14 protein-coding genes are annotated in these 20585 nt (G+C 48.2%); 11 read left to right on the top strand and 3 right to left on the bottom strand.

Annotated features, from left to right (window positions below):
• Window positions 1-228: 228 nt before the first annotated feature.
• Together Q0W37_RS10010 and Q0W37_RS10005 are read left to right on the top strand one after the other, a co-directional pair.
• Entirely contained in the window at window positions 229-4239 is a 4011-nt protein-coding gene (locus Q0W37_RS10010) for an InlB B-repeat-containing protein (RefSeq protein WP_297701201.1), read from the top strand.
• A gap of 42 nt (window positions 4240-4281) precedes the next feature.
• Window positions 4282-4578 carry an SMC-Scp complex subunit ScpB gene (locus Q0W37_RS10005; RefSeq protein WP_297701199.1) on the top strand — a complete coding sequence of 99 codons (297 nt, stop codon included), beginning with the start codon at window positions 4282-4284 and terminating at the stop codon, window positions 4576-4578.
• 104 nt (window positions 4579-4682) lie between these two features.
• On the opposite strand, the gene Q0W37_RS10000 is transcribed toward Q0W37_RS10005, so the two are convergent.
• Together Q0W37_RS10000 and Q0W37_RS09995 are read right to left on the bottom strand one after the other, a co-directional pair.
• On the bottom strand, window positions 4683-6479 hold the full coding sequence (locus Q0W37_RS10000; protein ID WP_297701197.1) for an FISUMP domain-containing protein: 1797 nt from the start codon (window positions 6477-6479) through the stop codon (window positions 4683-4685).
• Window positions 6476-7294: a TIGR02147 family protein gene (locus Q0W37_RS09995; protein ID WP_297701195.1), complete on the bottom strand. Its 819-nt coding sequence runs from the start codon at window positions 7292-7294 to the stop codon at window positions 6476-6478. The genes Q0W37_RS10000 and Q0W37_RS09995 overlap by 4 nt, the downstream gene beginning before the upstream one ends.
• Before the next feature lie 245 nt (window positions 7295-7539).
• Here Q0W37_RS09995 and Q0W37_RS09990 point away from each other — a divergent pair, with 245 nt between their 5' ends.
• The 8 genes from Q0W37_RS09990 to Q0W37_RS09955 all read left to right on the top strand — a co-directional run bounded on the left by Q0W37_RS09990 (window position 7540) and on the right by Q0W37_RS09955 (window position 18199).
• The gene (locus Q0W37_RS09990) at window positions 7540-8688 is read left to right on the top strand and encodes a fibrobacter succinogenes major paralogous domain-containing protein (RefSeq protein WP_297701193.1); all 1149 of its coding nucleotides are present in this window, start codon (window positions 7540-7542) and stop codon (window positions 8686-8688) included.
• An 18-nt stretch (window positions 8689-8706) separates the two neighbouring features.
• On the top strand, window positions 8707-10533 hold the full coding sequence (locus Q0W37_RS09985; RefSeq protein ID WP_297701191.1) for an FISUMP domain-containing protein: 1827 nt from the start codon (window positions 8707-8709) through the stop codon (window positions 10531-10533).
• A gap of 32 nt (window positions 10534-10565) precedes the next feature.
• Window positions 10566-11726: a fibrobacter succinogenes major paralogous domain-containing protein gene (locus tag Q0W37_RS09980; protein ID WP_297701189.1), complete on the top strand. Its 1161-nt coding sequence runs from the start codon at window positions 10566-10568 to the stop codon at window positions 11724-11726.
• Between the two features lie 18 nt (window positions 11727-11744).
• Window positions 11745-13007 (top strand): fibrobacter succinogenes major paralogous domain-containing protein, encoded by a 1263-nt coding sequence (locus Q0W37_RS09975; RefSeq protein ID WP_297701187.1) that lies wholly within the window; start codon window positions 11745-11747, stop codon window positions 13005-13007.
• 159 nt (window positions 13008-13166) lie between these two features.
• Entirely contained in the window at window positions 13167-14597 is a 1431-nt protein-coding gene (locus Q0W37_RS09970) for an ATP-binding protein (RefSeq protein WP_297701185.1), read from the top strand.
• A 206-nt stretch (window positions 14598-14803) separates the two neighbouring features.
• Window positions 14804-15931 carry a fibrobacter succinogenes major paralogous domain-containing protein gene (locus tag Q0W37_RS09965; RefSeq protein WP_297701183.1) on the top strand — a complete coding sequence of 376 codons (1128 nt, stop codon included), beginning with the start codon at window positions 14804-14806 and terminating at the stop codon, window positions 15929-15931.
• An 84-nt stretch (window positions 15932-16015) separates the two neighbouring features.
• Window positions 16016-17185 (top strand): fibrobacter succinogenes major paralogous domain-containing protein, encoded by a 1170-nt coding sequence (locus tag Q0W37_RS09960; protein ID WP_297701181.1) that lies wholly within the window; start codon window positions 16016-16018, stop codon window positions 17183-17185.
• 18 nt (window positions 17186-17203) lie between these two features.
• Window positions 17204-18199, top strand: a complete 996-nt coding sequence (locus Q0W37_RS09955) for a fibrobacter succinogenes major paralogous domain-containing protein (RefSeq protein WP_297701179.1) — start codon at window positions 17204-17206, stop codon at window positions 18197-18199.
• 41 nt (window positions 18200-18240) lie between these two features.
• Here Q0W37_RS09955 and rhuM read toward each other — a convergent pair whose 3' ends face one another.
• Window positions 18241-19629: a RhuM family protein gene (gene rhuM / locus Q0W37_RS09950; protein WP_297701177.1), complete on the bottom strand. Its 1389-nt coding sequence runs from the start codon at window positions 19627-19629 to the stop codon at window positions 18241-18243.
• Window positions 19630-19947: 318 nt separating this feature from the next.
• Between rhuM and Q0W37_RS09945 the strand changes: the two genes are divergently transcribed.
• Window positions 19948-20574: a hypothetical protein gene (locus Q0W37_RS09945; protein ID WP_297701175.1), complete on the top strand. Its 627-nt coding sequence runs from the start codon at window positions 19948-19950 to the stop codon at window positions 20572-20574.
• The last annotated feature ends 11 nt before the right edge of the window (window positions 20575-20585 follow it).

Here is a 20585-nt window from a genome sequence, read left to right as displayed (position 1 = left end):
ATTATGCCTTTTTTGTTTAAATATAGCTAAATTTTTATGAAAAACAAATAGTTTTATTTATGAAAATCGTATAATCTGTTTTATGAAAATCATATATAATGCTTTGCGTTGATAATAAAAGAATCTGAAACTTGCTTTAGCTCACGTTGCATACGTAATTGTTTTTTTTTTTCTTTACTTTTTGGTTGTTTTTAGCTATATTTACTCCGATAGCACAACGAGGACTCTATGCTCAAAAAACTAATTGCAGCCCTTTTATTTGTATGCCCACTGGTTTTTGCCAACTGGGACGGTTCCGTCAAGAAACCCGCCATTCGCGAAATTGATGGCAAGGAGTTCTACGAAATTGCGACCCCCGAGAACCTCGCGTGGTTCGCTGTCAACGTGGGCAAGGGAAATTTGGATTATAATGCTATTCTCACGAACGATATTGTGGTTTGGGAAGATTCGGTCGGCAGCGAGACTATCGAATGGACTCCGATTGCATATAATGATTCTTCTGACACGGTAGGCTATAAGGGAATATTTGATGGCAATGGTCATAAAATTTCTGGTGTTTACGTTCCTCCTAAAAAGTATGACCGTAGCGGATTTTTCGCAATCATCGGTAGGGGCGGCGTTGTCAAGAACCTGACTATTGAAAACGCCTGGATTCAGGGGTTGTTAAAGTCGAACAGTATAACGGGCGGTATTGTCGGATATTTTTATGGTGATTCTATTGTGAACTGTGAATTTCACGGAACCGTCAAGGATGTCTATGTAGGTGGTATTGCGGGATGGTTCGAAAAACCCTATATAGGAAGTAGGCGTGAGAATGGATCGTATGTTCCTATGTATGCCGGTGGAACCATTAGAAATAGCCGAAATTATGGAAAAGTGGTTGCTTTGAATTTTGGCGGGGGAATTGCTAGTGTCGCCGATAACGGGGGTACCATTGTTGGGTCGGAAAACTTTGGACAGGTGACTGGAGCGTATTGTGGGGGTATTTTAGGGAATGCCGAATATCTGGGAAGTGCAAATGCTCAGGGTGGGGATCATATCGTCATTGATAGCAGTGTCAATCATGCTTCTGTTTCGACAACGGCGAAGTATGGCTCGTCGGGAGGTATCATTTCAGTCGTGCTTGCTGGGTCGACGGTACATATTCGCAATACTGTCAATGAGGGAAATGTGTATTCGGGGCTTGATTCTACGGGTATCGTGGATACCGATTCTGCAAATGGCTTTGTTGCAGGGGGTTTTGTTTCTATAAGCGAGGGCGTACTGACTATAGAAAATAGTGAAAATAAGGGCGATGTGACCCGTTACGGTTCAAAACTGAGAGGGTGTGCCGGTGGATTTCTTGGTTATGTAGGAACGGAAGGTGTTTATGTGTCTCAGCCGTCGAAGGTAACAATTTCGGGAAGTGTTAATAGGGGGCACGTCGAGGCGTATCGGCTGAGTGGCGGTTTTGTGGGCAAGCAGATTCGGGGAACAATCAATATCACCTCCAGCATAAACGAAGGAAAAATCGGGAGCGACTCTGCTTTGTATGTTCATAATGCGGGCTTTATCGCTTATACGGATGGGTCGGTTGTTCTAGATGGTGTTGTCAATAAGCGTGATTTGCAGGGATTCTATGTGGGGGGCTTAATTGCCGAGGCGGCGAGTACCTATAAAATATACAATTCCGTGAACGAGGGAAATATTTATCCCAATGGTTTCTACAAGTTTAGCGACCGTGATGCCTATAGACTGGGGGGCCTAGTGGGCTATGGCAGTTCGTCTTCGAATAAACTTTTCAATGTGGTGAACCGTGGGAATGTTTACTACAATGCCCGTAATTCGGCGTACATCGGTGGGCTGGTTGGCCATTCTCGCAAAGACTCAGTTTATAAAGCCTTCAATTATGGACGTATTGACGTTGCGGTGGATTCAGCGTTAGGCGATTGGAATTCAAGTAAGGGAGCTTTTTTCTTTGCAGGTGGAATTCTCGGTACGGGTTCGAATTCATCTGTTGTGAGTAGTGCGAATTATGCAGACGTGAACTATGTCAATAAGAAGTCGCTGAAAACGAAAGTCCGTGTCGCAGGCGTTGTCGGGTCTGGTTCAAACGGAAGTATTGCGCAAACCGTAAATTATGGAAATGTCTATGCCAGGGTCCCGGTGAGTGCCGAAGAAGTTGTTGTTGCGGGGATTGTGACGGATTCCAAAAAGGTGAATAACTGTATAAATGAAGGACGTGTTGAATTGAATGGTAATGATGAAATTACAAAAGCTTTTGTTGCGGGTATTGCTTATTCGGGAACGGTTACGAATAACATCAACAAAGGATCATTGATTCATTTTGGTGCGTTAAATGATACTTTGATTGCGGCGATTCATCCGCTTTCGTCGAAGGCAAGTGGTAATTATAGTATAGCGGACTCCGTAGTGATTAATGGGGTGATGACGAGCGGGGTTCATGTAAAGGGGTGCGATTATGCGGACCGTTCGAGGCTTGGGTTGAGTGATGCAGCCGATTCCCATGTTCTGACCACCGAGGAAATGCAGAATGAAAAGTTCGCATGGCGTATGAATACTTGCGATGGCACTGTAGAAAATAGCGGTTCTTGGAGTCAAGGTGGCAAAAATTATCCTGTCTTTGCTGATGAATCCCATTTCGCAATTTATCGGCTTATATTCCGGGATTCGTCGAAAGTCATTCGTGTAAAGACCTATACGATAGATTCTAGCTATACGAACATGGCAGGACACATTATCGATATGCCTAAGGACCCTGATCCAAGTGATGCTGACGAAGACTTGCAGTTCGGTTATTGGGGTGTCAAGGGAGAGGCTGTATTTTCGAAATCTATCATTCGTTCGGATGATAGCTTGTATGCGTTCTATATTAATAGGGGGACAGAGCCGTCGGCTGTTTCGTTTGAGGTGGATGGGGTAATTGTAGTGGCCTATGCGATAAGCGGCTCTAGTGTGACTCTTACTTTGCCGGATGCGCAACGGACTGGACGTTCGTTCCTGGGATGGTATGATGGCGAAACTTTGGTGGGAAATGCAGGGGCAAGCAAGATGTTTACTACTGCGACAACTTTGGTTGCTAGGTATGAAAGCTTGTATTACGCCGTGAAATTCCTTGATCAGGGAAATGTTTTGCAGAATGATAGCCTTGCTTATGGCAGTATGCCTGTATTCAAAGGGGATAAGCCTTCCTATAGTGATTATGAATTTGTGGGGTGGACTCCGAAGATTGCCTCTGTGTCAGGTGATGTTTCGTATTTTTCGACGTATTTCAATCCGCATTCCAGTTCTTCTTCTGTAGAATCTTCTAGTAGTTCTGTGGATTATGGCGCCGATTGGATTGGCGATGCTCTTGAGGGCCATGGAAACTTTATTAAGAATTGCCATGCGCAGGGCTGGACTTTGAATCCTAGGTATAGCGAAGATAGGGGAAATTCGAAACTGGTTGAAAACAATGATGAACAGGTTGTTCTTCAGTTATGGTCCAATTATAGAGAGAATTCGCTGGATAGAGTTCAGGCGAAGTATCCTATTAATATGCAGAAAGGTCATTCGTACAAGATTGTTGGAAGCGGTTACGTCTACGAAAATAGTTCAGAACACATGTATATGGGCTTTATGCAGGAATCTGCAACGAGTGACGTTCTCTATGAATATCATTTCCAGATGGATCGCACCTTTGAGTCGGATGTTTATGAGTATTGCGACGAAAGCCAACCGGCCTCGTTCTATATCAATGGGGGTGCGCGTAAGGGTGGTTTTGCCATAGAGTATGTATTCGTTGAGGAGCGTAAAATTCACTGCCCTGGAATGGAAGAAGAATCGAGTAGTTCTGAAATGAGTTCTTCGAGTGATGAGTCCAGCTCGTCGGTTGAATCTAGTAGTAGCTCCGGGATTGAGTCCAATTCGTCGAGTTCTGCGGGCGGGAAGATGAGCTCTTCAAGTTTGACGGAGTCATCGTCTTCAGAGGAAAGTTCATCTTCGGAGGCGGAAAGCAGTTCTTCTGAAGAAACGACAGTCACTTGGAACGCTAATCGGCCCATGTTCAACCTTGCGGTGAACGGCATGACGCTTACGCTTTCTAATACGCAGGGTGGCGTTGTTCGCATTTTCGATGCCCTCGGCCATTTGGTTGCAAAGAAGCTGCTTTCCAATGCAATGACGAACATTACCTTACGCGCGCCGGGCAACTACATCGTCCGTGTGAACGGGATAAGCAAGACTGTGACGCTGAAATAGCCTTATTGCCCTGTATCGTTGGTTTTATATTGAAATCCTGGTGTGTCGTCGGTGGATGGCCCGATTCGTAACTTGCTTGACAAGGGCTTTATTGCGCTGGGTAGCCGTGCCGATACGGTGGGTAACCCCTATACCTACGTGACGACGCAGGAATTCATGAAGTATTTCGGCATCAACCGCATTCCCGAAGACTTGCCGAGACTCCGCGAGTTCAGTGAACTTTTGGAAGCGGGCGCCTTGGTGCCGCAGTATGCGAAACCCGAATCGGTTAGCCCCGAAGAACCGGTGCAGCCCGAAGAAAATCCGGACCAGGTTGAATTGTCGATGGGAGACATGTAATCCGAATAGGAATGTGCCGCATCCCATGAAATGTTTTTTCTCGGTGCCCTATTGACTTTGGCAGCCCTTTTTGTATATAATTATGTTATGATTTCCTCGCTTCGTCAATCCTTTAGGCAGCGGACATTCAGGTAGTTGTCCGATGTCATGGACGTTGCCGGGTAACCGACATTGAGTCCGTCAAAAACGAGCGTCCCGAATTCGCTTTCCGTGTCCGTCCATAGGTAGGCCGCCACTCCCATTTGCACGAATTTCAGGGTGTTTCCGATGATGCTGTAACGTCCTGCCGGGTAAAGGCTGAATCCGTAAAGATCGCTTCCGTTTCCGCTTTCCCAGCCTTCGGTCGTCCTGAGAGCAGTCATGTCCTTCCCGGTGTTATCCTCCAGGTCTACAAAGTCCTGGGCGGACGGCAGCCGCCAACCCTCCGGGCAGGCCGTCTTGGCGTCGTCGGGAGAATACATCCTGCCGTATTTTTCGCAGTTCTCGTCGTCGTTTTCGTAGCAGTAACTCGTGAAATCCCCCTTGTATTTCAGGTTCTCGGCAAGCCATGTCTGCGAGCCTATCGTCGTGATGGCGTAAGTCCGCCCGTCGCGCTCGTCCGTGAAGGTCCCGGCGACAACATCTGCCGGGTCCACGGCCCCCTCTGAATTTTCCGTCGCCGCACCCTTTATGCAGCGGAGCGATTCGAATGCGTATGACGAAGCCAATTCGACATTCGAGCTGGTATCGCCGAAAAGGAGTCTCCAATGCTGCGGGATTCCCATGTTCGTCGAAGCCATGATAAAGAAGGCCCCGTAGCCGTAATACTTTTCCTGCCTTTCCGTTTCGGGCGGCAGAACGGAATAACCCGGGAACAGTGCCGTAAACCCGTAATCGTCCGTTCCCATGAACTCTTCTGCCGCCGCCTTTTTCCCGGCGACGTCGCGCCCGCCCATTTCTTCTTCGAGAGTTTCGAAGTCGTCAAGGTTCGGTACACGCCAGCCGTCTGGGCATATCCCTTGGACATTGTTGCCTATATCGCAGGGGTCGTCGGTGCAGCCCACCGCCGCGGCCCAGGTGTAGAGCCGTCCGTATTTTTCGCAGTTGGCGGGATTTCCTTCCGGGCAGTAACTGAGGGAATCCATGGTTTCCGAAGAAGCCCGATAGGCGTAGTTCAGGTTCTCCGCCATCCACACCTGTTCGCCGATTTTTACCGTCCTGTACACTTGACCGTCCCGCTTGTCCACAAGGAGCGTGGAATCGGCTTCAGCGTCTTCTCCCGGGGCGTAGAACTCGGCAATGCAGATATCCTTCATTCTCTTGGCCGTAGCCTGCAAGTATTCATCGGCGGCAACTTTCGGCGTGAACTTCATGACGCATGTCAAGTGAAGTACGCTGCAACGGTCCAGTTTGAAAAGGTCCGTCACGGCCCCGCCGTATTCGGCACAGTAGTCTGCGAAGGCCGTAGAATCCGCCCGGCAACTTGCTGTGGCGCTGTCGCCGTAAGAATTGTCCAGGTGATCCTCCACTACAGCGTCCAGCGAATCCCGATTCAAAAATTCCGTATAGATGTTCTTCTTGTAGGTGCGAGTCAAGTTCATGCGGACGCCGTTCTGTTCGGCATACAGGTTCACGGTGCAGGCTTCATCGACGGTTTCGACAGCATGCTCGTAGTAGGGCGTTGCATCGGTCGTAAACTCTACATCGTACCAGGAAAGTCCTAGATTCTTGTCTTCGACCTTCGCGAGTCTCAGGGCGACTTTGGGCTCCCACGTCTGCAGCATCGCGTAGGCGGCGCTATCTAGGCTAGCGTTCTGCTCTTCGGTATAGCCGTTGGCGACTTCCTTTTCCGAATCGCCACAGGCGGCAAGGAATAGCAGCGCAAGGTAGGGGATGAATAAAAGTTTCAGAAGGGTTTTCATTTCTCGATCTCTTTTGTCAACGGGAACAACTGTAGGTTCACCCTGTAAATTCGGTCACAACTCTCCGTGGCAGAAACGATTGCGGCTATCTTCTTGCGGCAGAGATCCAGTTCGCTTACGATCTGCGCGTATGCCGCCCGGTTTACGGCGACCGTCATTCCCGAAAAGTTGCGCTCCGTTACGGGAAATGCCTCGACGGCCTTCTCCGCAAGCCTTGCCATCTGCCTGTGCATGCCGCGGATGGCCCGCGGAATCTTCTCGGACGAGCCAAGGATTGCCTTGTCGGATTGGACATACCTGTTGCGCCGCTCCTTCAGAAATCCCGCCTGGACCAGGAAATTCAGGGATTTCTTCACGTTCTCGGGAGTCACGCTTTCGTGGAGCATATTCGCGATTTTTGACGGCGTGGCATTGGCGACCCTGGGGGCAAGTTCCCGGAGCACCGGGTTCCACCAGTTCTTGAAGTATTCGTAGCCGTCGCCCCCTACGACCCTGACCCTGTCGTCCTTTGCCAGGGTGTGCATCTGTTCAAGGGCGGCCTGCCTTTTCTTTTCTACGGGGGAATTGCAGTAGGTGACAAGTGCCAAGAAGTAGGACGTCTGGATTTTGGAGAGCCCCATGAGTTTTGCCAGGCGACTTGCGCCGACACTGCTCAGCTTTGACTTTCCGTCGCAGACAAGTTTCAAGAATCTCGTGTTGGCGTATCCCGCCATCTTGTTGAAGCCGCGCCAGGACAGGCCCGTCATCAGCTTGCGTTCTTCGTAGTAATCCCTGATAAAAAGGCGGTAGTCGTTGTAGTCGGATATCGGTTTCATGGGCTTTTCAAATTTACCTTATTGGGTTGGAATTTGCAATTTTTACGGAACGGAAAATTTCGATAAGATGTGCTTTTTATCACGTACTCTTCAAGAAAATTCTCCATATGTCGCAACGTGAGACATATAGAAATTTTTCGGCCCGACGCGGCATAAAAAGTTCGTTTTTCTGCGCATTGAAGGCTTGCGATGCACGGGGGTGCTTTGTTATTTTTAGGAGGTAAATTATCATAATGGATGTTTTTATGAAAAATGTCATTGCTACAAGGCCCCTGAGCTTGCCGAAGGGCCGACTCTTAACCGTCTTTATATTCGCGGCGTTCTTCGCCCTTTCCGCTTGCGACGACTCTTCATCGGCGGGTGACGATGACAATAACGTCATTCTGAGCGGCGATAGCCGCGAAGAATCCAGTGATTCTCGTTCCAACGATAAGGACGAAGCAATCTCCAGCAGTGCCAAGGTCACTGATAAGGATAGCGACGCCAAGTCCAGCGACAGCAAGTCCGTCGAACCAGCCGAAGTGACCGATAACTCCAGCAGTTCCGCGAAAGAAACAAGGAACTCGTCCGACTCTAAGAGTTCCAGTTCTGTAAAGTCCGATGACTCATCCAGCAGCAACAAGGATAAGTCTAGTTCATCGGTGAAATCATCTTCAAGTGAAAAGCGAAGTAGCAGTTCCATGAGCAAGGAAGAATCCTCATCGAGTGTCATCATTCCTTCATCGAGTTCGGGGAACTTTGATTGGAGTGTTCCGAAAGAAGCCTATCTCAATCCTGAAATTCAGTATGATTCGATAATTGATGAACGCGATGGTCAGGTCTATAAGACTGTAAAGATTGGCGAACAGGTTTGGATGGCTCAGAATCTGAACTATGCTGACAGTATAGCGACTCCGAGTCTTCTTGGCAAAAGTCGGTGCTACGACAATGTGACGGCTAACTGCGAGGTGACTGGGCGTTTCTATAAATGGAGTGCGGCTATGGATTCCATAAAAACTGGCTGTGGACATGGTGCGATATGCTCGCCGACCTTGCCTGTTCAAGGTATTTGCCCAAGCGGTTGGCATTTGCCTGATAGTTCTGAATGGAATGCTTTGTTTAATGCGGTTGGCGGAAAATCTACGGCTGGAACAAAGCTAAAGTCGCAGAATGGCTGGTTTGGTGCCAATGGCAACCGTAGTGATGCCTATGGATTTTCAGCGTTGCCTGCTGGACAAAATATCTATGGAACTTTCGACAAAGTCGGCTCCAAGACTGGCTTTTGGAGTTCTACCAAGTGGAATGTCAATCTTGTTTACAGCGCGATGCTATACTGGAGCGATAGTAGGGCGTACTTGTACGAATTTGAAGGATACAACGGCTTCTCCGTCCGTTGCGTCAAGGACTCTGACTAAATTTCAAAAGATTTCCCTATGAAAAACACATTCGCGAAAATGTTTACGGTCTGCGCCCTTGCGGGGGTGCTCGGTGTCGCCCTTTCCGCCTGCGGAAGCGATTCCTCTAGTTCTCCCTACGAAACATCTGCCAAGGATGCCAACGAACCCTTTTCTGGAGATGTTTCGGGATATGCACAAGTGGGGCCCTTTGCCAAAGGAAGCGACATTGTCATTCAAGGGTTAGATTCAACCTTCATTATGGTCTTTGAGGAATTCACCGGTGAGGTTGCCGACAATGATGGGGCATATTCCATAAAGGAAGTCTCCTCGGAAACCAACTATGGTTATGCAAAGGTAACTGGTAAATTTTACAATATCGTTACAGGCTCCATTTCTTCATCGGAATCATCGCTAAAGGGCGTCATAAACCTAAAGCAAAAAAACAGTGCGAATATCAATGTTGCAACATCCTTGGTTTATAGCCGTATCGAAGAGTTGGTGGATTATGGAGCGTCTATCTATGATGCCAAAAAGCAGGCCGAACAGGAACTTTTCAAGACCTTTGGCTTTGAAGGAAACTTTGACGAATTGAACAAACTGAACGTTTACTCCGATACCGATGGGGGAGCGGCACTGCTGGCTATGACGATCCTTATGCTGAATGAATCGGAAACTGGTTTTGATTATCGCCTACAGATGTTCGCTCTTGACTTTAAAAAGGACGGAGAATGGAACGATTTGGATAATCGTGCGGATGCGGCAGACTTTGCAGTGGACCTGGATTTCGTACAAGTGCGAAAGAATATCCAGGAAAGTGGTGGCGTTGAAAAAATCCCAGACTTTGAATCCTACATAAACTCCTTTGTTGCCGCAGAGTACAAACTGGGCGAGTGTTCTGACAACTTCGATAAGAAGATTGTTGCTGCCCGAAATACTTACAGTAAAAATGATGGGGTCTACTTTATTTGCGATAATGGAATGTGGCGAAAGGCGACAGCCTTGGAGCAGAACACCCATGGCCTCAAGTGCGACGCTGACGGAAGTGTTTTAGCGGGTGCTGTCGATACGAGTTCTTTTTATGTATGCGAATCCGGAGCATTTAGGGAAGCCTCCTCATCTGAAATAGAACTTAAAAAGGGGTGTGGTTCATATAATGAAGGGGAGTCCGTAACACAATCCGTCAGTAAGTTTTGGGTATTGTTGTATACATGCACGGAAAAGGAATGGATGGCCGACGGGGTAAAGCAAAATATGGATGCCTATGAAATCTTGACAGACTCAAGGGACGGGAAAAAATATCCGATTACAACCATAGGCGACCAGACATGGATGGCAAAAAATCTGGAATATGGTTGTACATCGAATGGTACGTATGGTTGCTACTATTCCTGGTTAAGTGCGGTTGTTGATTCTACAGATTTAGGCGAACCTGTCCGCGGAAAATGTCCAGATGGATGGCATATCCCAAGCCTTGCTGAATTCGAAAAACTATTTGAAACGACCGGTGTGGATGCGTCGCATTCAAGCATGTTGTTTGCACCGCCAGCATGGGATACGGAAGGATCGTTTGTCATGGGTTATTTTCAATCGAGCGGCAAGACGGATATCGAAGTAATGCAGGTCAATGGCTTTAAGGATGAATATGGATTTGCTCTTTTGCCGGGTGGAACCAGTTCTTTCACTACTGGGGTTAATAGTGGAGCCGAGGCTGTTCTTCTGACATCTTCAAGGGATGATGCAGGAATCAGTATAAATATGAGATTCGACTTGGCTTTGAAAAAAGGCACTTCTACAATGGATTCATATTCTAATGCGGTTGCTATGCAACAGAGTTCGTATAATCTCCGCTGCTTGAAAGATTGACTAAGGGGTAAAATTTTGTAATGGGTGTTTTTATGAAAAAATTTATTTTACTGTTGGCATTCTTCGTCCTTTCCGCCTGTGATGACTCGTCGTCGGCAAGTGGTGATAATGGTAGTGGCGGAAACCGTGGTGGAATTCCTGACACCGTCGAGACATTCATGGAACTGTCGGACTATGACTGCGGCAAGAGTCAGAAGTGCGTTGCCACCTACCTGACGGAATACCATGACATGGCTGTGTGCGATGGTAACAACGGCTGGGTCATCGGGACTCTCATCGAGAAGATGGACTGCGACTTCTCTTCATCGAGTGTCAACTCCAGCGACAGCAAGGATAGCCCTTCTTCGGCAGGAACATCGACCAAGTCAAGCAACTCCAATTCGTCTGGAAATGGCACAAAGTCAAGCAACAGTTCTGCGAGCAAGGTCGAGTCTTCGTTTAGTAAAGGCGAGGTTCCGAAAAGTTACGCCGAAGCAAAGGTCATGCCGTCTGGAACATACGATTGCACGAAGTATAAGTGTGTTACGACAGAATACCTGAACCAGGAATTCCTTGAAACGGGTAAGTATGGCGAAATTCTCGATGAACGCGATGGTCAGGTTTATAAGACTGCTCAGATTGGCGAGCAGATATGGATGGCACAGAATTTGAACTATGCCGACAGTATTAAAACGCCTAGTTTGTTGGAACGTAATTGGTGCTATGAATACAATGAAGAAAAATGTGCGTATGGCGGTCGGCTTTACACCTGGGCCGCGGCGATTGACTCAATCGCACTTTACGACAGCGGCAATGGAGTGGACTGTGGCAGAAAAAAGACCTGCTCTCTACCTTCAAAAGTTCAGGGCTTATGTCCGATGGGGTGGCATCTGCCTGATACAACCGAATGGAATGTTTTGATTGATGAAGTTGGCGAAACAGATGATGCGGGTAAGGCTCTCAAATCTCAGACGGGATGGACTAATAATCGTAACGGTACGGACGCATACGGTTTTGCGGCGTTGCCTGTGGGCTCGAGACCAACCGATGGTTTTGTCAATGCTGGCGATTATACAGACTTTTGGAGTTCTTCCGAAATTGATGGCTATTATGTATATGGCGTGGATATGTATTATGGACGTCCGAGTGCACTCATGGTTAATCGCAGTAAGGTCATTGCAGTGAGCGTCCGTTGTCTCAAGGATTCTGACTAAATCTCAAAAGGTTTCCCCATGAAAAACACATTCGCGAAAAAGTTTACGGTCTGCGCCCTTGCGGGGGTGCTCGGTTTCGCCCTTTCCGCCTGCGACGATTCTTCGTCAGCGGGGGGTGATAATGGTAGTGGCGGGAACCGTGGTGGAATTCCCGACACCGTCGAGACATTCATGGAACTGTCGGATTACGACTGCGGCAAGAGTCAGAAGTGCGTTGCCACCTATCTGACGGAATACCATGACATGGCTGTGTGTGATGGTAACAACGGCTGGGTCATCGGGACTCTCATCGAGAAGATGGACTGCGATTTCTCTTCATCGAGTGCCAAGTCCAGCGATAGCAAGTCCAACGATCCCGCCGAAGTGACCGACAAGTCCAGCGACAGCAAGTCCAACGATCCCGCCGAAGTGACCGACGACTCCAGCGACAGCAAGGACAATCCTTCTTCGGCAGGAACATCGACCAAGTCCAGCAATTCGAATACATCTGGAAATGACGTAAAGTCAAGCAGCTCTGCGGGCAAGGAGGTGTCTTCGTCTAGCGAAGAAATGAAAACCGCCTGGGATTACTTGAATCCGGACATTAATTATGGCGAGTTTACCGATGAACGCGATGGACAAGTCTATAAGACGGTTAAAATCGGAGATCAGATATGGATGGCCCAGAACTTGAATTACGATCCGGGCGATGTGTCCAGCTTGGGTAGGTATGCATGGAGCGGCTGCTATGGTGACGGTGCCCTTGATGAAATCAGTAAAAGAATTTTGACGGAAGAAGAGTTTGCTGCGAACTGCTCCAGGTACGGTCGCCTGTACACCTGGGAAGTTGCAATGAATAAGGTCAATTGTGGCTATCACTACAATTGCGACATTGGCAACGAAGGTACGCAGGGCGTTTGTCCCAAAGGCTGGCATTTGCCTACAAAGGAAGAGTGGAAGAAACTGGTAGAACCAATAGCGAGCGGCGTTGAAGACCTAACTACTTACTGGAGTTACCTTGGTGCTAGTGTAGAGTTGAAGACTGCGGACGGGTGGAAGGAATATTCGACTTCTACGTCGGGAACGAATGCCTCTGGTTTCTCAGCCCTCCCTGCAGGCTTTATGTACATCGGAGAATTTTTTAGGTCAAAGGGCGTTGGTACGTTCTTCTGGTCTTCTAGTGTGTACGGTAGCGACAAATCCTACTGTTTGAGATTGCAACACGACGACGATTCCGCCCTTTTGTGGGGCGAGTGGAAGAAAAACGGCTTCTCCGTCCGTTGCGTCAAGGACTCAGACTAACCCGCCGACGGATTATCAAATCCGAATGGCAATACTGCCTTAAAAACTGCGTTATCTTGCCAAATCTATCATAAAAAAGATACTTTTGGTGAATTATGCCGTATAACTTGCCAAATCCATGTGTTTTTATATATATTTGGTAAAGTATAGGGAGGTCCTATGTCCGAAAAACTGATTGTTGGCAGAAAACGCGAAATATCCCTGTTGAACAGGTTCATCGATAGTGACGAAGCTGAATTTGTCGCTGTCTATGGTCGTAGGCGAGTCGGCAAGACTTATCTCGTGAAGAGCCTTTTCCAAAAAAACTTTTCTTTTTACATGACGGGGTTGGCCAATTCCGATCTCAAAAAGCAATTGCAGAATTTTACGGATGCCTTTTCGCAATATTTTTCAAAGAAGGCAACCGTCAAAAATTGGTTTGACGCGTTCAATCTCTTGCGCGACGAACTATCGAAATTGCATAAAACCAAGAAAATCATTTTCATCGATGAATTGCCGTGGTTTGATACCGCACGGTCTGACTTTGTAAGCGCCCTGGAACATTTCTGGAATTCGTGGGCCTCCGATGACCCGACCATAAAGTTGATTGTCTGTGGTTCTGCCACGTCGTGGATGATGAACAAGCTCATCAACAACAAGGGTGGTCTGCATAACCGCGTAACGCACCAGATAAAACTTTCTCCGTTCACCCTTGGCGAATGCGAAGAATTTTTGAAGGCAAAAAATTTCACCATGGACCGTTTTGAAATCGCACAGTTCTACATGGTTTTTGGGGGGATTCCGTATTACTTGAAACTCCTGGACAAAGGCGAAAGCCTTGCACAGAATGTGGACAGACTTTTGTTCGGCGAAGATGGCGAACTCCGCAACGAATTTCACAACTTGTATCACGCGTTGTTCCGCAATTCCGAAAAATACATTGCCATCGTAGAAGTTCTTGCTCAAAAGAAAAAGGGGATAACCAGGAACACGTTAATCAAGGAACTTTCAGTCGAAAGTAGCGGGGGCGTGTCCAAGGCCTTGGACGATCTTGAAAATTGCGGATTCATTAGGCGTTATAGTCCCTTTGGCAAGAAGACCAAAGACGAACTGATTCAACTCGTCGATTTCTACACGCTTTTCTATTTCAAGTTCCTCGCGAAACGGGCGAAGGGTCGCCGCAACCAATGGCTGCAAATCCAGGGTAAGCCTGAATACAACAGTTGGTGCGGCTACGCATTCGAAATGCTGTGCCTTCAGCATTATCCGCAAATCCTGAACGCACTCGGAATCTCTGGAATAGAAAGTGCCCCTTGTAGCTGGATATATACGGGGAAAGACGGCGCACAATTCGACCTTCTGATCGACCGCATCGACAACGTCATCAACATCTGTGAAATGAAGTTTTCGACCAGCCCCTACGAAGTCACGCAGCATTACTTGACGGAACTCCTTGAAAAAGTCAAGCTGTTCAAGGAATCCTCTAAGACCCGCAAGTCACCGATGCTTACCTTCGTGACATCGCTCGGTCTAAAACCCAATTCCTGCGCCAGGCAGATTCCAAAATCAATTACTTTGGACGTCTTGTATAATTCGCCAAATCTACCATAAAATGCCTACATTTGGCAAGTTATAACTCTATATGTCTCAACTTGAGTCATATAGAAAATTTCTGATAGAAAACCTTGAAAAAGTTGTTTTTCTGCGTTATTCTGAACCTTTATCTTGTTTCTTAAAATTTACAATGGGGGGGGTATGGACTTTGGCAGGGGCATTACCTATATTTAACAAGATAAACTATAGACGGGGATGTTCTTATGAAGAAGTCTTTCCAGCGTGTCATTGCGACCCTGAACTTGTTTCAGGGGAAGCAATCTCTAATCATCTTCTTGTTGGCGGCAATCTTTGCCCTTTCCGCCTGTGACGATTCTTCGTCGGCGGGTGACGATGACAATAACGTCATTCTGAGCGGCGATAGCCGCGAAGAATCCAGTGATTCTCGTTCCAACGATAAGGACGAAGCAATCTCCAGCAGCGGCAAGGTCACTGATAAGGATAGCGACGCCAAGTCCAGCGATAGCAAGTCCAACGATCCCGCCGAAGTGACCGACGACTCCAGCGACAGCAAGGGCAATCCTTCTTCGGCAGGAACATCGACCAAGTCCAGCAATTCGAATACATCTGGAAATGACGTAAAGTCAAGCAGCTCTGCGGGCAAGGAGGTGTCTTCGTCTAGCGAAGAAATGAAAACCGCCTGGGATTACTTGAATCCGGACATCGATTATGGAGAGTTTACCGATGAACGTGATGGACAAGTCTATAAGACGGTTAAAATCGGAGATCAGGTTTGGATGGCACAGAACCTGAATTATGCCTACATCGATGTTCCCTATAACTTTTCCTATTACAATAATGTTTACATCTCCGATTCTACTAGCTGGTGCTACGACAACGACCCTGCCAACTGTGCCAAGTACGGCCGTCTATATACTTGGGCGGCGGCCATCGACTCGGTGAAACTCGCGACCGATGCGGTCAATCCGCAAGATTGTGGTTATGGCAGTATGTGTTCTGCCCTGAATGGTATTGTCAAAGGAATTTGTCCTAGCGGCTGGCACTTGCCGCAAAAAAGCGAATGGGATACTCTGTTCACGGCGGTGAGCGATGGTTCCACGGCGGTAGGGAATAAGTTTAAGTCCCGGAGCGGGTGGCTTAGCGACGGTAACGGTGATGATGACTTCGGTTTTTCCGCGTTGCCGGCAGGTCTTTATGGCAGAGGCTCCTTCGTGAGTGTTGGCAAGACGGCGTGCTTCTGGAGTTCTGTCATGTTCGATGATACTGTGTATGGCGTGCGCTTGTACCCCAATAACGTTGTGGGCTGGGACGAAGCAGGCAATTACATGTACATGGGCTTTTCTGTCCGTTGCGTTAAGGACTCTGACTAACCCGCCGATAAACAATCATTCCACATTCCATATTTCACATTGCTTGGTTTGTGGGTGGTGAAAATTTTTACAGGAGATAATGGTATGAAGTGTGTCAAGGGTCTTGGTTTCTTGTGGGTGGCGGTGCTCGCGGCATTCTTCGCCCTTTCCGCTTGTGACGATTTGTCGTCGTCGGCGGGTGGTGAGGGCGGTAGCGGCAGCACTCGTGGTGGAATTCCTGACACCATCGAGACTTTCATGGAACTGTCGGACTACGACTGCGGCAAGAGTCAGAAGTGTGTCGCCACCTACCTGACGGAATACCATGACATGGCTGTGTGCGATGGTAACAATGGCTGGGTCATCGGGACTCTCATTGAGAAGATGGACTGCGATTTCTCTTCATCGAGTGACAAGTCGAGCGATAGCAAGTCCAACGATCCCGCCGAAGTGACCGACGACTCCAGCGACAGCAAGGGCAATCCTTCTTCGGCAGGAACATCGACCAAGTCCAGCAACTCTAGTTCTTCGAGTGTCACCCCGAGCGATGTCGAGGGGTCTAGCAAAACCGCCTGGGATTACTTGAATCCGGACATTAATTATGGCGAGTTTACCGATGAACGCGATGGACAAGTCTATAAGACGGTTAAAATCGGAGATCAGATATGGATGGCCCAGAACTTGAATTATGCTTACACTGGTGTGAAGTTCAGATCAAAAGAAAATACCTCTGATTCCACCAGCTGGTGCTACGAGAACAAGGTTTCCAACTGCGACAAGTACGGTCGACTTTACACTTGGAGTGCCGTGATGGATAGTGCAGCCCAGTTCATCGAAAATGCAAGAACCACGTGCGGCTATTCCAATCTCACGGAAGGCTCCCTTGGTTCGAGATGTAACCCAAACAGTCCACACCGTGGCATTTGCCCAGAGGGCTGGCATGTACCGACGGAACAGGAGTTCAGCACCCTGCACACCTACATCGGTGGTTCCAACACTGGCGGCCTGTTGTTGAAATCCACCAGCGGATGGTACAGTGGTGGCAACGGAACCGACAAGTACGGGTTCTCTGAGCTCTCCGCCGGTTTCAGATACCACAATGGCTATTTCTACGATGAGGGCTTCAACGCCTCTTTGTGGACGGCCACTAATTTCGGTAGCGGCGAAGCGATGTGCCAAGGCGTCAACTGGGCTCTCGAAGGCCTCGGCGTGGGCTACGGAGCGAACAACAAGAGAGAAGGGTACTCCGTCCGTTGCGTCAAGGATTCTGAATAAATTCCAAAAGGTTTTGCTATGAAAAATACATTCGCGAAAATGTTTACGGTCTGTGCCCTTGCGGGGGTGCTCGGGTTCGCCCTTTCCGCTTGCGATGACTCTTCATCGGCGGGTGGTGATGACGGCGAAACAAGTGCCCTGAGCAGCAGTGCCAAGGTCACTGAGCCAGCCGAAGTGACCGACGGGTCCAGCGACAGTCGCGAGGCATCCAATGATGCTCAATCTAGCGGCAATGAAAAATCAAGTTCTTCTGTCACTCCGAAGAGTGCAAAAAGTTCTTCATCGAGTGGGGAGCCAAAATCTTCATCAAGTTCCGATATGGCCGAAACAGCATCTTCCAGCAGCGATGGCAGTATCTACGACGCGTCTGCTAACATATTGACCGACCTACGCGATGGTCGAAACTACAAGACAACCACGATTGCCCCTGTCGGAACGAATTATTCGGAAGTGTGGATGGCGGAGAATTTAAATTATAGGACAGAGAACAGTTTTTGTTATAGAGATAAATTCGAAAATTGTGATAAATATGGCCGCTTGTACCTGTGGAGTGCTGCGGTCGGAAAGACCTTGGAAGAATGCGGATACGGACACAAATGTGATCTTGGTGCAGACTTTGTTCGTGGAGCCTGTCCAAAGGGATGGCATTTACCCAGCAAGTCAGAATGGGAAAACTTGATTGTAGCCGTGGATGACTCCATTACGGAATATACCTCTGACAATAAGGCTGGAAGAATGCTCAAGTCTACTACGGATTGGACTTTTAACGGGAATGGGGATGATTCCTATTCTTTTTCAGCGCTTCCTGCGGGCAAAAGGGATATCTCCACTTATTTCTATAATGGATATTATGGTGAGGAATCCGAGTATGCGCACTTTTGGAGCTCTACAGTCAGAAATGATAACTGGGCATATCAAATGTCATTATTCTACTATCGTCACGATAATGCGACATTGAATGACAGTAGTAAAGACATGGGCTACTCCGTCCGTTGTGTGAAGGACTCTGAGTAATCCCTACCCCCTATCCCCTAAATCCTGCCCCCTAACATTGGTTATCGAGATTTTTCTATTTCAAGTTTCTTGACCACTTTGTCGAAATCAGAAAGAAATTCGCGGTCCTGAACAAGTTTGAACTTGTCATATTCCGCAAAGGCTTTTTGCTTTGCGTCTTCTGCGGATACGGTTCCGGCGTTCTGGAGAATGTCGTACTTGTAGAGCCCGAGGAATTCCTCAAGTTGCTGTCGCCAATCGTTCATGCTCATGATGATGTGGCGTTCTGCCTGGCTTTCGGCTAGGTCTAGGAATGCGGTCGAAATTCGGTTCAGCGCAGAGACTTCCTTGTCGGAAAGATAGTTCTTCGCGATAACCGTATCGGACCTTTGCACGCGACCGTCGGGCGCCTTTTTCCACGTAGTTAAACCCATGTGCGGACTTTCTGCATCGGCCCTGGAGTAGATGATTTCGGCTGCGGTCTGGTGCGTGACCGCCCAGTGCATCATGTTTTGGACAATCTTGAAGAACTGCTGCGTCGTTTCGGCTTTGGGGTCGTAGTCGGTGCTGCATTCCGCATAGATGTCGGTGATTTTCTGGTAGTACCTGCGTTCTGACGCGCGGATTTCCCGAATCCGTTCTAGCAAGTCGTCGAAGTAGTCCTTGCCAAAGTGCGTCCCCTGCTTGAGGCGCTCGTCGTCCAGCACGAACCCCTTTACAATCATTTCTTTCAGTACCGTAGTCGCCCAGATGCGGAACTGGGTCGCCTGGTAACTGTTCACTCGGTAGCCGACGGCGATAATGGCGTCGAGATTATACAGCATTTGCGGGCGGGTTACCTCTCGTTCACCTTCGTTTTGAACTATTCCAATTTTTCGAATAGTTGCCGATTCCGTGAGCTCTCCGCTAGCATAAATTTCCTTGAGATGGTAGTTTATCGTGTTGACTTCCACCCCGTACAATTCCGCCATACGCTTTTGAGGCATCCAGAACGTGTCGCTGTTGAAAATAACCTCGATGCGAGATTCCCCTTGGGCCGTCTTGTACAGCAGAATGCTTGAAAAATCGGCGCTTGCGACGGTTGGAAGGGCTTTTTCGCCTTGAGAAAAATATGTAAGGGCTATTTGCACTTGAGGCTTTTTGCGGTCGGCATTTTCAGCGACTAAAAGACATGCTTCGCGTGAAAGATGGACATTTTCAACCTCGCGGAATGCCCCTGATCCGAGCTTGACCATTTCAACCACTCGGTTAAAATGGTCTGCCAAATTCAGGCCTTTCGCCTGTGCCGACGCCATTGATTTATCCAAAATACGGCAGAATTTCTGGTAGGTGCTATAGCCCATAGCGGAAGATAGTTCCCTCGCGCTCCAGAAAATGCGCCCGTCGGCGTCGGTCCTTTTGATTTGCTCAAAATCGGACTGTAGCGGCAAAATCTCGTTTTCGTTCGGCATAAACCACCTTAATTACACATTTGTTCACTATAAATATATGTAAAAAGGGGATTGTTGTCAATCAAACTACATCCCAGAACAGATATCGATTTTGGTAAGTCAGCGAAAGCAGGAACTTTGGACTGGGTGAAGCTTTTAAACACGTTTTTTTCTCCATATGTCGCAACGTGTGACATATAGAAAATTCTACGGCTGAATGGGTCGAAAAAAAATTTTTTTTCAGGAAAAAAATCTCTTTTTCGAACAAATTTTTCCTATCTTGTTTCGCCAAGAAAACAATGTCGTTTTCTAGAACCTCTCCTTTAGGAGGACAACATCATGAAAAAACTCGCCGCGTTTCTCCTCTGCGCAGCATCCCTTACCCTCATCGGTTGCGGTGGCAAGGCCGGTCTCAAGAATATCGACCCGACTTGGACTGAACCAGCAACTGCAGTAACCGTCTTCTACACCGAACCTGTCGTGAAGAACCAGGACGACGTCGCCGACGACCTCCCGGACTACTCCAGCAACTTCTCCGGTTGGTTCACTCAGCAGATGGGCAGCGAACTGAAGAGCCAGGCTGACATCGCCGCCAACTTCACCGCCAAGGAAGTGACCGACTACACCATGACCCCGGCCAAGTTCGGCAAGAAGGACTACCTCGTTCCTTCTCCGAAGTTCGACGAAGGTGTTTCCGGCCTCATCATCTCCATGAGCAACCTCGAAGTTTCCCGCCTCTCCGAAACCAAGATGAACCCGCTCACCATGAGCGCCGAAACCAAGAGCTACCTCCAGTTCACCGGTGAATACTCCATTGCCAATGCCGACAGCAAGACTGTCGTCGCAAGCGGTACCCTCAAGGCCCGCGTCCACCTCGGATTTGCCATGGGCAAGGGCGACTGGGAAGAAAACATGAAGAACCTGGTCGAAGAAATCCTGAAGGATACCCCGCTCCAGAAGAAGTAATCGGAACCAAT

Source organism: uncultured Fibrobacter sp., from assembly GCF_947166265.1.
Lineage (GTDB): Bacteria > Fibrobacterota > Fibrobacteria > Fibrobacterales > Fibrobacteraceae > Fibrobacter.
Note: the sequence above shows the minus strand (reverse complement) of the source record. Positions and strands in the feature narration are given on the sequence as shown.

What these genes read in the sequence shown, in the direction of transcription:
- Q0W37_RS10010 (WP_297701201.1), top strand. Translation starts at nt 229, where the DNA reads ATGCTCAAAAAACTAATTGCAGCCCTTTTATTTGTATGCCCACTGGTT.
- Q0W37_RS09990 (WP_297701193.1), top strand. Translation starts at nt 7,540, where the DNA reads ATGAAAAATGTCATTGCTACAAGGCCCCTGAGCTTGCCGAAGGGCCGA.
- rhuM (WP_297701177.1), bottom strand. Translation starts at nt 19,629, where the DNA reads ATGCCGAACGAAAACGAGATTTTGCCGCTACAGTCCGATTTTGAGCAA.
- Q0W37_RS09955 (WP_297701179.1), top strand. Translation starts at nt 17,204, where the DNA reads ATGAAAAATACATTCGCGAAAATGTTTACGGTCTGTGCCCTTGCGGGG.
- Q0W37_RS10000 (WP_297701197.1), bottom strand. Translation starts at nt 6,479, where the DNA reads ATGAAAACCCTTCTGAAACTTTTATTCATCCCCTACCTTGCGCTGCTA.
- Q0W37_RS09995 (WP_297701195.1), bottom strand. Translation starts at nt 7,294, where the DNA reads ATGAAACCGATATCCGACTACAACGACTACCGCCTTTTTATCAGGGAT.
- Q0W37_RS09945 (WP_297701175.1), top strand. Translation starts at nt 19,948, where the DNA reads ATGAAAAAACTCGCCGCGTTTCTCCTCTGCGCAGCATCCCTTACCCTC.
- Q0W37_RS09980 (WP_297701189.1), top strand. Translation starts at nt 10,566, where the DNA reads ATGAAAAAATTTATTTTACTGTTGGCATTCTTCGTCCTTTCCGCCTGT.
- Q0W37_RS09975 (WP_297701187.1), top strand. Translation starts at nt 11,745, where the DNA reads ATGAAAAACACATTCGCGAAAAAGTTTACGGTCTGCGCCCTTGCGGGG.
- Q0W37_RS09970 (WP_297701185.1), top strand. Translation starts at nt 13,167, where the DNA reads ATGTCCGAAAAACTGATTGTTGGCAGAAAACGCGAAATATCCCTGTTG.
- Q0W37_RS09965 (WP_297701183.1), top strand. Translation starts at nt 14,804, where the DNA reads ATGAAGAAGTCTTTCCAGCGTGTCATTGCGACCCTGAACTTGTTTCAG.
- Q0W37_RS09960 (WP_297701181.1), top strand. Translation starts at nt 16,016, where the DNA reads ATGAAGTGTGTCAAGGGTCTTGGTTTCTTGTGGGTGGCGGTGCTCGCG.
- Q0W37_RS09985 (WP_297701191.1), top strand. Translation starts at nt 8,707, where the DNA reads ATGAAAAACACATTCGCGAAAATGTTTACGGTCTGCGCCCTTGCGGGG.